The sequence below is a fragment of the Paracoccus sp. SSK6 genome (assembly GCF_039770665.1).
Taxonomy (GTDB): Bacteria; Pseudomonadota; Alphaproteobacteria; order Rhodobacterales; family Rhodobacteraceae; genus Paracoccus.
Map to the genome: position 1 here is coordinate 1 of NZ_JBDPNJ010000050.1, position 11,037 is coordinate 11,037.

10 protein-coding genes are annotated in these 11,037 nt (G+C 61.3%); 7 read left to right on the forward strand and 3 right to left on the reverse strand.

The window, feature by feature from the left end; translation table 11 throughout:
• Positions 1 to 289: 289 nt before the first annotated feature.
• Together AAIL68_RS16695 and AAIL68_RS16700 are read right to left on the reverse strand one after the other, a co-directional pair.
• Positions 290 to 1,297 (reverse strand): alpha/beta hydrolase family protein, encoded by a 1,008-nt coding sequence (locus tag AAIL68_RS16695; protein WP_347140880.1) that lies wholly within the window; start codon positions 1,295 to 1,297, stop codon positions 290 to 292.
• Between the two features lie 17 nt (positions 1,298 to 1,314).
• Positions 1,315 to 2,979: a hypothetical protein gene (locus AAIL68_RS16700; protein WP_347140881.1), complete on the reverse strand. Its 1,665-nt coding sequence runs from the start codon at positions 2,977 to 2,979 to the stop codon at positions 1,315 to 1,317.
• A gap of 449 nt (positions 2,980 to 3,428) precedes the next feature.
• Between AAIL68_RS16700 and AAIL68_RS16705 the strand changes: the two genes are divergently transcribed.
• From AAIL68_RS16705 to AAIL68_RS16730, 6 genes are all read left to right on the forward strand, one after another.
• Positions 3,429 to 3,959 carry a hypothetical protein gene (locus tag AAIL68_RS16705; protein WP_347140882.1) on the forward strand — a complete coding sequence of 177 codons (531 nt, stop codon included), beginning with the start codon at positions 3,429 to 3,431 and terminating at the stop codon, positions 3,957 to 3,959.
• Positions 3,960 to 4,222: 263 nt separating this feature from the next.
• The gene (repC, locus tag AAIL68_RS16710) at positions 4,223 to 5,470 is read left to right on the forward strand and encodes a replication initiation protein RepC (RefSeq protein WP_347140883.1); all 1,248 of its coding nucleotides are present in this window, start codon (positions 4,223 to 4,225) and stop codon (positions 5,468 to 5,470) included.
• Entirely contained in the window at positions 5,467 to 5,814 is a 348-nt protein-coding gene (locus AAIL68_RS16715; RefSeq protein ID WP_347140884.1) for a hypothetical protein, read from the forward strand. The genes repC and AAIL68_RS16715 overlap by 4 nt, the downstream gene beginning before the upstream one ends.
• Entirely contained in the window at positions 5,811 to 6,338 is a 528-nt protein-coding gene (locus tag AAIL68_RS16720) for a thermonuclease family protein (protein WP_347140885.1), read from the forward strand. Before AAIL68_RS16715 ends, AAIL68_RS16720 begins: the two co-directional genes overlap by 4 nt.
• Positions 6,328 to 7,536, forward strand: a complete 1,209-nt coding sequence (locus tag AAIL68_RS16725) for a DUF1173 family protein (protein WP_347140886.1) — start codon at positions 6,328 to 6,330, stop codon at positions 7,534 to 7,536. Before AAIL68_RS16720 ends, AAIL68_RS16725 begins: the two co-directional genes overlap by 11 nt.
• 282 nt (positions 7,537 to 7,818) lie before the next feature.
• Positions 7,819 to 8,052 carry a hypothetical protein gene (locus AAIL68_RS16730; protein WP_347140887.1) on the forward strand — a complete coding sequence of 78 codons (234 nt, stop codon included), beginning with the start codon at positions 7,819 to 7,821 and terminating at the stop codon, positions 8,050 to 8,052.
• Positions 8,053 to 8,086: 34 nt separating this feature from the next.
• Here AAIL68_RS16730 and AAIL68_RS16735 read toward each other — a convergent pair whose 3' ends face one another.
• Positions 8,087 to 10,285: an ATP-dependent RecD-like DNA helicase gene (locus AAIL68_RS16735; protein WP_347140889.1), complete on the reverse strand. Its 2,199-nt coding sequence runs from the start codon at positions 10,283 to 10,285 to the stop codon at positions 8,087 to 8,089.
• A 316-nt stretch (positions 10,286 to 10,601) separates the two neighbouring features.
• On the opposite strand from AAIL68_RS16735, the gene AAIL68_RS16740 reads away from it, so the two are divergent.
• The coding region (locus AAIL68_RS16740) for a VOC family protein (RefSeq protein WP_347140890.1) at positions 10,602 to 11,037 on the forward strand (436 nt) is incomplete at its 3' end.

Sequence of the window (11,037 nt, forward strand, 5' to 3'; positions counted from 1 at the left end):
CACATGGGACACAGCCCGAACTTGTTCGTGGCGACTTGACGATGCCCGTTCCGCGCCTACTGGTGATCCACTCCCGCTTGCTGCCATTGGCGGCCATTGCCCGGCTCGGACACCGCGAGTCGTGCCTGTCCAAACGAAAGTGTCTGCCGCCGGCTCTGCCCTACGGCAGATATACCGATAAACAGGCGGAGCATCGATGCGCATATCCGACCCGACTACCATTGCCACCGTTTCTCAGTGCTCACTATGACGGAAGTGACTTGGACAAGAAAAGGAAAGTCCAGACCGCTCAAGGCCGCTGACGGAGCAACGCCCTTAATCTCAGTCCGGATAGAATGACATATGGGGGGATTGATAGGGAATAATGGCCACAGTTTGCTTCCAGGAGGTCCAGCTTGGCTCCGGCGTCATTCAGCCGGTCGACAAACCGTTTGGACAGTTCCGGCAACACGACCTTGTCTCTCAGGGCCAGAACAACCAAAATGTCCAAGTCTGGCCGAGCAAGCCGATCAGTGTAGTTTTCCAGGTTTACGGGACCCCAAGCCCTGTTTAGATCGGGTAATTCAATCGCCGGCTCCAAGCTGGCCCGGATCGATTGTGTTGCACGGCCAGTCCAAACCATATCGGCAAGGCTTCCCGCCGTCAAAAACAACGCAGCCTTTCTGACGGTCGGATCATGGGCTGCGATCAGTCCAGCTACCCAAGATCCTAGACTTATTCCGAGTACAGAAATCTCTTTGTAGCCTTCAACCCTGAGCCACCGTATGAGTTTCCTGCCATCCAGCACTCCTTGCCGTACGGACCGGATCGTTCTGCCGAGATTTGCGCTCAGCATATAGTCAGCATGTGAGGAGCCCGGACGCTTACGCTCCAGGTGATAGGGTAATGCGATCTCAACAACCGTGATGTCTTGCCGGGCAAATGACTTTGCCAGCAGATCATTCCGGAAGCGCGCATTCCAGTGATGGAACACGACTAAAGCGTGATCAAAAGATCTGCCCTTCGTTATTCGAGCAAAAACCGTATTATTCTCGGCAGTCTCTGTGGATATGTCTGAAGGAAAGCTGATCCACCCCTTTCTGGCTTCGAACGATAACTCGGATCCAATCGGTTCATCGAAGTACGAAGGATCTGCAACGGCCCGGTCTGCAAGATCGCAAAAGTCTGCAATGCTTGCGACGTTGCCCGCCTCTGGAAAGGCCAGTTCTGCAGCAAGGACGACGTCCGTTACCTTCTTTCCTTCGTCTCCGCGCTGCGCTCGCCGTTCATCCCAACGATCAAGCCACTTGTAAAACACCTGGATTGTCCTCTCGCTCACCTTCCATACCGGAAGCCGGGATCGATCAAACTGTATATCGCGAGCAGCCCGCCGAGGCTTAGCAAAACGGAGAAGCCCGCAAAGACATCAATGAGCAGGTAGTTGGCCACGAGTAACCCAACGACCCCAAACATCATCCCCCACGGCAGAGTAGACTGACCGGAGTAGTCGTGTAGCCGTTTTTCACGTGGCTCCTCAGCGGCATTGATCGCTTTTGCTTGTGCGCACATCCAGCGAACTCGAGCGGCACCATGCAGGAAGACTGTACAGGTCGTCAGGACGACGAGAAGGCTGCTATAAAGCGTGGGTCGACTATAAGGGAGGCGATCAAGGATTATGTGTCGTCCGCTCAAGACCGTCATCAAGTCGTCAACTAACCACGACACGATCGTTTCTGCCCGCGATAGCATGAACATGTTTTGAAGCCTCATGCAGATCGCAATAAGGAGCCCCAAAATGGTACAACGAAATATTCCGAGCATTACTCTGAAAGAGGCTTCATTGATCTCTTTCCGGCGCTCGGCATAGGACCAGAGTTCTGGTGCCTGTCCGATCTTTGACAGGTCATCGGCCAGTGTAAAAAGTAAAATCAAACCCGCAAAAAAGATAAAGAAGCAGATACCCATATAGAGGTACGCAGCGCCTGTGAATACGACGGCTTCCGGCACCGAGATAACGTCTGGATGGAAAATTGCTATACGGCCCCAGTCCACACCGAAGTTGCCTGGATCGCTCGTCAGCAGTGGGACCAAGCACTCATTGATCCATTGCGCTACAGAGGCAATGGGCAAACAGACAAGAAGACTTGCCCAGTATGGATATGAATAATCTTCAACGCGGCGTATCCAGTCACGGGTACTCTGGTCTTTTCGTCCCAGTGTAAACTTCACGCGCCCTTCCTTTTTCCAATAGGCGATCAAATCACCCGCAAACATCAGATAGAGGGGAAGGATCACCAAGAAGAGAATTGTCCAATTCGGCGCCCACAAAAACCCCACCTGCTTGGTCGCTTCGTTCGGATGGGCATAGAAAACGCTGTGGATATCGACAACGTACGACATGAAGCCCAGTGCCACGGCGCCCGCGAACACCGTTGCCGGCAAATCCAGCAAGGATCGGCTACTGAAGAGTGCCTCGGATCGACTTGCCAGACTGAAGCGCCGAGACGATCCAGCAGGGGTGTTGTCGCTTGATGTCTCTGGCGGCGGGTCTGCCTCGTTACGGGAGGACGCAGGTGGGGCCACATCTGTGTTCTCCAACGCACCGGGTTCTTCTGCACCGGTCTGCTTTCGTCTCTTGGCTGTCAGCCGTGATTGTGCCGTGCTGAGTTCCACCTGCCAATCGCCGGTGGCGACCGGATCATCACAACCTAAAACTCTCGCCAGCCACCGAATGTTGGTAGGGCTGATGCCCCTGTCGTTCTCCTGAAACCAAAGCTGCACCGTTCTCAGGTCCACCCCGGCTCGATTGCCCTCGATCTGAGAGATTGCTTCTGCAAGAAGTTCGGGCGTCCATGGGCCAGGGGGAAATCCGTCTTTGTCCGCTGGCCGACCCGCACCTGTGGCAGCTATTCGGGCGAAGATCTCCTTGAAGTCACTCCCGTCCCCGGGGGGTGGCAGAAAAAACTTACTGTTTTTTGTCAGCGGACTGGCGGGTTCCATTTCGTTTCGTTTCGCCTGGCTTCGTATCCTCTCGTGACTTCTTCCCTTATGGAAGCACAGCTACTGGGGTGCAGAAAGGGTTTTGTCAGTTCGATGGCGAACAAGACCTGACACAAGCCACTCTTTTGCGGGCGAGATAGTACCCACTGGGCGGAGGAATAGATGATGCATCAAGATCAGACGACGAAACGGGAAGCGATCCTCACGGAAACGGTTGTCGAGGGTCAGACAACCCGTGGGCTTTATCGCTGGAACACGGGTGAGTTTTCCCAGATTTCTGTTCCCGAAAACTTCTTCTTCGATCCTTCGAGGGCCATCCGTCCGCGGACGTACTCGCAATCGCCGGTTGCCACATAGACACAGGTGGAGTAATCATAATACCGATCTGCACAGCAGATAGGTGTAATGATATGGCTTGCTGGCACATACGCAACATCGTCACGGCCGGGATGATTGTCGCAGTCCCGGCGCTCACGCCCTCTTCTGCCCTCGCCTATCCTATCGATTGCGCCATATTGCTCTGCATGGCGGGCGGTTTTCCGGCATCGGCCGAATGCTCGGCCGCCAAAGCCGAGGTCATCCGTCGCATCACCCCCTGGCCCATCGAGCCGCCGTTGCAACTCTGGCGATGTCCCATGGGGAGCAGTCCCGGCCTGCCGGTTGACGGCGAGGGGACCTTGTCGCCGGACGTCGCAGCATACCGTGACGCGATCGAGGTCTGGTATCTTGCCAAGTCCGTGACGAGCGGCAGTGGAGGGCGGGACATGTATCTGGATACTGTGCGAGGCACCTACGATGCGTCTGGTCGCCTTGTGCGGCAAGGCGTTGAAAAGGAGGACTGGCCTGCATGGCTGGACCCCGCAGTTCGGGCCAGAACCGGGAGCACGCTGCTGAGTGAGTACGGTCCAAGCTTTCGGGCCGTCGTGCTGCGCATGCAGGATTACACCGGTGCATACTCCACGGAGTGGGTCAGCTACTGATGCCTGTACCGGCCGTTGAGCAGTCCACGACAAAAAAGAAGGGGAAACGAGGTCATACACACGATCACTGAGACATAGAAAACCCCCGCGCGGGGGTCCGCACGAGGGGAGGTTCGATAACACAGGTTTGCCGACCTGTATCAGCTCTACTTGTTAGGAGCGATGGTGATTGAATCCGTCCCAAAAATCAAGCGTGAAAACGCATCCGTGCGAACGAATGCGTTTTGGCTGCGGCTCCCGTGCTCCCAGTTTCCGAGGAGCAAATGGCACGAACGTTCACAGCAAAGGCCCATTCCCGTCGCGATCTGCCAGTCTATCCATCCCTGCCTTCCGGATGGCAGCGCGACGCCTTTATTCACCTTGTGGAGCGGGTCGCCCCGCATCTCGGCGTCGGCCGGGCGGCGGCTCATACATGGACCCGGCTTGCTGCCATGACTCGGCCAGCAGATTGGATAGAGCCCGACCGAGAGCCAAGCGTTTATGCAGCTGCGTCCGAACTGGCAAAAATGCTTGCTCTCTCCGAGGCACGGGTGCGCGTGCACACTGCACGGCTCGAGCAGGCGGGGCTTCTCGAGCGAAGGACGGCCGCAAATGGCAGCCGATCCCGCCACGCCGGAACCGGGCTGTTCTTCAGCGGCGTCATTGAGCGGTTTTCCGATTTGCTCGCTCTCGATGCGCAGCTGACCACAGCGCGGCACGAGGCGATCTATCTTCGGGGTCAACGCAGTACTCATTGGCGCTGTCTCCGCCAGGCTTTGGAGCAGCTCCGTGACGTTGCCTCCCAGGATGCCCGTGTCCAAGCCATGGAGGATGCCTGGGCTGCCTGGCCTCGTGCCGACCGGCTGCATGCCATGACGCTGGATGCGCTTGCCGCGCACGAGAGGGAAGCGGATACCCTGACGCGAGCCGCCCTCGATCTGCTCGAAGCGCTCCAGAAATCAACCGATCAACCGCTCGAAAACGAGCGGTCCCCTCTACAAGATACAAGCGAAGATTTTTCCTTGTCTTGTGATGCCCGCACCGAGGGCAGAAGGTCTGCGGTGGAGCCGGCGTTCGGCCAACGTTCTCGCCTGCCACGGGTGAGCAGCAGACCAAACGCCGAAGTTGGGCTTAAGGGTGGGCCGAACGCTGCCGGAAGGGAATGGCTGACCAAGCTCGTCCCGGAGCGCTTGTTCCGGCTCGCCTCACCCGAGATGCAGTTCTACCTGTCCGGGCGGGCTGATCCCGAGCGCCTGAGATTTCACGATTTCATCTGGACGGCGGAGCGGCGTGTGCTGGAACTGGGCATTCACCCCTCCGCCTGGTCCGATGCCTGCACCGCCATGGGCGAGGAGGGCGCAACGGTGGCCATGCTGATCCTGGACGCGCGCCGGGATGATCCTGTGGCGCCGATCATTAGCCCCGGCGGCTATCTGCGGGGCATGACGCGGGCCTGGCTGCAGGGTCACCTGAACATGATGGGCAGTCTGATCGGCCTCAGCGAACGCCGGCGACGGGAGGAAGCATTGTGACGCATCATCGCTTCATCACCGCCGCCCTGCTTACGGTGCTTTTGATCTCTCCTGCCGCAAAGGCGCAGGCTCCGGTCTGCGTTCCACCCGAGGAGCCCTGGGTTCCGGAGCGAAACGCGGATATCGAGGCCTATGTCGATCTGGTGACGGCTGATTTCGAGCGCTACTTCTCGGCATTGACCCAGCATTTCCAGTGCCTGGATCAGGCATGGCAGGATAGCCTCGCAGGGGCCCGCGCCGTTTCTGCCGCGCGAGAGACCTTCGTGCAGCGTGCGACAGCGCTTGGCCTCCGGGCGCGTCTCGGGGTTGATCCGCAGCCGCCGTCAGACGGGGGGCCGAAATGAGGAAAGCCGCCCCGTTTTCTTTGCCGATCCTCGGGGCGGCAATGTTCCTGCTGGGTGCGCAGGAACACATGACACTTGTTACCGGTGTGGCTGGGTCTGCACGGGTAATCGATGGCGACACGCTTGTCATCGGCGGGCGGCGGATCCGCATCCTCGGCATAGGCGCCCCTGAACCGGACCTGACCTGCCAAGACGCAGCCAGGCAGACATGGAAATGCGGTGGGGACCTCCGACAAGTCCTGGCGGCGCCCGTCGCTCGGCAGGTTTCCTGCCATGTCGCTGGTCCGGACCGCTACGGCCGCCACTTGGCATGCTACGCCTCACGCGGCAGCGATCTGGCCGAGTGGCTGGTTCGGGAGGGATGGGCTGTTCCCGCCGGCGACGAGCAGGGCAGGTACAGGGTGGCGGGGCGTGAGGCGGAGGCCAAGGGGACAAGCATGTGGCACGGCAGCTTCACGCAGATGGCGGACCGGCGCAGGGCAGGGGACCGGCAGCACAGGGAGGGAATGGACGATGAGCGCTGAGGGCAAGTGCTACCGGCTGGGGCATGTCCGCTTTTGCGACGATGCGCCCGAGCTGCAAGGGATCCTCGCCCGAGCGCATGACGGTCATGCCAGGCCGCTGTGCCAGTGCTGCGAGGCCGAACCGCCCATGTATGTGGCCCTGATCAATGGTGTGTTTCATCTCAAGCGCATGCCCGGCACGGGACATACGCATGACCTTGCCTGCCCGTCCTTCGATCCACCCCCGGAGCTCTCGGGGCTTGGGCCACTCTCCGGGCAGGCCATCGTCATGGACGAGGCAGGCGACACGATGCTCAGGCTCGGCTTCTCGCTGTCCCTGCGCGGCAGCAGGCCGTCGTCGTCCACCGATGAGGATGAAGCGGATACCGTATCGGTGACCGCCAGCCCGCGCAGGCTGCGGCTCCTTGCCCTTTTGCACTATCTTTGGGACGCTGCGGGACTGACGACATGGCGCAGGGCTTACGGGCGACGCAGCTGGTGGATCGTGCACCGCGAGTTCTGCCTTGCGGCGGCGCGAGCCCGGACCCGGTCTGGGCCGCTGTCGGACATCCTCTTTGTTCCGCCTCCCTACGTCCTCGAGGACAAGGAGCGCCTGGCAGGCGAACGGCGGCGCTTTCTCCACAGGCTGCAGCCTGTGGCGGGCAAGCCCACGGGGCTTGGCCTGCTGGTGGCCGAACTCAAGGGACAGGAGCCCGCGCAATACGGCCGCAAGCTCCGCTTCAAGCATCTGCCGGACTTTTCCGTTTTCGTCGACAGCGACACGGCCAAGCGGTTCGACCGGGCTGCCGCCCGAAAGGTGCGGCTCGTCGAGGCCACGCCAAACAGTCACCTGATGGCCATCGCGACCTTTGCCGTGAAAGGCAGTTACGCCGAGATCCGGGAGATTGCCCTGATGGCGGTCGATGGCCGGTGGATCCCCTTTGCGGGCGAGCGGGATCATGCGCTGCTCGAATCCCTCGCTGAGCGGGATTTCGTCCGCTGCCTGCCCTACAACCTGCCTGTGGATGCGCCCATTGCCACCGCCGTGCTGCTCGACGGCGACGGACCGATCGCGCTCTATGCGCCGGCACCGGACATGGCGGCGGATCGCGAGGAGGATCTGCGCCGGATCGCGGCAGAGGGCCCCTATCCGGCCTGGCACTGGCCGGCGGGGGTTTTCGACATGCCGGAACTTCCTCGGAGACGAGAAGGCAGGTGATGGATGTGGTCCGCAACGAAGCGATGGCCGCGATCTATCAAGGATCCGAATCCCTGCGGGCGGATCGATTCAGATTTCTCATTGGACCTATCCTGCGCCTGGGCGCAGACTCTCCGCCATGGTGGTCACAAAAGCCCTATCCTGCGCGGATCCGGCAACGGCTGGACATGCTCTTCCCAGGGCTCCCGGTGCCATTGCCCCACCACGTCTCGACAGGTCTTTTGGCAGCAGGCCTCACACCATTGCTGCACGCCATCTCCATGACACAGGGAGGACACGTCCATGCCCAACTTCACCGCCCATGACCATCCGGCCCTGGCGGTCGGCTGCCCTACCTGCGGCAAGGCGCCTGATGAATGGTGCTGCGGCGCCAACGGCCAGCCGTCGCGCGATCTGCACAAGGCGCGTCAGGCCGAGGCGGACCGGCAGTTCATCGACCAGCATGGCTACGGGGCAGCCATCATTCCTGCCGCGTCCGGGTGGCTGATCGACCCTCAGGGTTGCGCCCGGGACTGACGATCCGGGCCTTGGGTGCAATAGCCGCAGCCGGTTACAACGGACCGGCCGCAGCCAGCCATTCATCGAGCTTCGACCAGCGGCGGCGTCCCGAGACGTTCTTCACGGCAATGGCCACGGCCTTCTTCTGGCCAATGAGCACCACGAGCTTTCGGCCGCGGGTCACGCCGGTATAAAGGAGGTTGCGCTGCAGCATGGTGTAATGCTGGGTCATCACCGGGATCACCACCGCCGGGTATTCCGAGCCCTGGCTCTTGTGGATGGTGGCGGCATAGGCCGGCACCAGAGTGTCGAGCTCGCCAAAGGCAAAGGTGACGGTGCGATCGTCAAAGCAGACCGCAAGTTCGCCTTCATCCGCATCCACGTCCTCGATGGTGCCGATGTCGCCGTTATAGACCTCCTTGTCGTAGTCGTTCTCGATCTGCATGACCTTGTCACCCGGCGCGAAGGTCCAGCCGAACCGCTCGACCTTCCTGTCGCCGGCCGGGTTCAGCGCCTTTTGCAGCTCGATGTTGAGCGACCGGGCGCCCACACCGCCCCGGTTCATCGGGCAGAGCACCTGAATGTCCTTAATCGGATCAAGCTTGAACCGGCGGGGAATGCGTCGGCTGACCAGTTCCACGATGCGCGCCACCGCCTCTTCCGGATCACGCGCCGGCACGAAGTAGAAGTCCGCCTCCCCCTCCGGTGGCGCGAGGTCGGGCAGGCGTCCGGCATTGATCGCATGCGCGGTGGTGATGATCTTGCTTTGCGCAGCCTGGCGGAAGACCTCGGTCAGGCGCACCACCGGCACGGCGCCCGAGCCGATGATGTCCGCCAGCACCTGACCGGGCCCCACCGAGGGCAGCTGGTCGATGTCGCCCACCATCAGGAGCGCGGCTGACGGGGGCAGGGCCTTCATCAGCGACTGCATGAGCAGCACGTCGACCATGGAGCTTTCGTCGACGACCAGGAGATCGCAGTCGAGCGGGCTGTCCTCGCTGCGCTTGAAGGCAAAGGCCTTGGGATCGAACTCCAGCAGCCGGTGGATGGTCTTGGCCTCCATGCCGGTGGTCTCGGTCATGCGCTTGGCGGCGCGGCCGGTGGGCGCCGCGAGCAGGAGCTTTACGCCCTTGGCGGCCAGGATGCGGAGGATGGCGTTCACGATCGTGGTCTTGCCCACACCGGGTCCGCCGGTGATTACCGTGACCTTGGATCTAAGCGCCAGGCGGATCGCCTCGGCCTGGCTCGAGGCCAGGCTGAGGCCGGTCTTCTCCTCGATCCAGGGCAGGGCGCGATCGGCATCGATGGCGGGCCAGGGCAGGGGGCCTCTTCGCAGCCGTTCGAGCTGTCCGGCGATGGCACGCTCAGCCTGGAAGAGCCCGGTGAGGAAGATGCAGTCCGCCTCGCCCACGCGGTCCGCGGTGACCGAGCCCTCGGCAAGCTCCTCGCCGATGGCGCTCTCGATCAAAGCGGGCGGCACCTCGAGAAGCTTCTCGGCAAGTCCAGTCAGCTCGCCCCGCGGCAGCCCGCAATGGCCGTCCCCCATGGCTTCGCTCAAGGCGAAGGACACGCCCGCGCGAACCCGGATGGGGGCGGTCTTCTCGATGCCGAGCTTGCTGGCAATGAGGTCCGCGGTGCGAAAGCCGATGCCGCGGATGTCGCGGGCCAGGCGGTAGGGGTTCTCGCTCATCACCTGCACGGCGTCCGTGCCGTATGTTTTGAAGATCCGCACCGCCCGTGCGGTGCCCACGCCATGCTGGTGCAAAAACACCATGATCTCGCGGATGACCTTCTGGTCGGCCCAGCCCGCGGTGATCTTGGCCGCGCGAACCGGGCCGATGCCGCCCACCTCGCGCAGGCGTTCGGGCTCGGCCTCGATGATGTCGAAGACGTCCTTGCCGAAGGCCTTCACCAGCCGCCGTGCATAGACAGGTCCGATCCCGCGGATCATGCCGGAGCCGAGATACTTTTCGATGCCCTCGATCGAAGAAGGCGCGGAGGTCTTCAGGAACTGCGCCTTGAACTGCAAGCCATGGGTGCGGTCGTTGAGCCAGAGGCCCGAGGCGGTGATCCATTCGCCCGCCGAGATCATCGCGGCATGACCGACCACCGTAATGAGATCGCGATGCCCGCGTGCCTTGACCCGCAGGACGCAGAAGCCACTCTCGGGACTGTGGAAGGTGACGCGCTCGACCAGGCCCGCGAGAACCTCGGTGGGACTTTGGGCCTCTGGAGACATCACCGGCGCCATCCACATTCCTCGTCAACAACAGCGTGACATTTCCCGACCGCAAGTTGCGCCGCACGCACTGCGCCTTGTCTTCGTCGCAGACGATGCCCGGGTTGGCTTATTTGGGATCCTGCCGCGTCCTTGACGGTGTGTCAGCAGATATATGGCATCCTGCTCGGGAACCAAGTTCCGAGATATCGGCTGTCGCACTGCCTGGAGCGCAAAGCTTTGCTGTTCGACTGTCGCCTGTGCCTGAAACACAACCGGCGGGAAAGCAGCTTTTCCTGCCTGGAATGCCGCTATGATGGGCCATGAGTGATGAGGGTAGGAAATCGTCATGACAATTGCCAAGAACACCGTGTGCCTGTGGTTCGACAAGGATGCCGAGGAGGCGGCGACCTTCTATGCTTCTGTTTTTCCGGACAGCCGGGTGGAGGCGGTCCACCGCGCTCCCGACGACTATCCCTCAGGAAAGAAGGGCGATGTGCTGACTGTTCAGTTCACGGTCGCAGGCATCCCCTGCATTGGACTGAACGGCGGACCTGTCTTCAAGCCGGATGAGGCCTTCTCGTTCCAGATTGCCACCGATGACCAGGAAGAGACTGACCGGTACTGGAACGCCATTGTCGGTAATGGTGGCAGCGAAAGTGACTGCGGCTGGTGCAAGGATCGGTGGGGGGTTTCCTGGCAGATCACACCGCGCACGCTCACAGAGGCGATGATGGCAGGCGGTGAGGAAGCGCGGCGCGCCTTTGCCGCCATGATGAGCATGT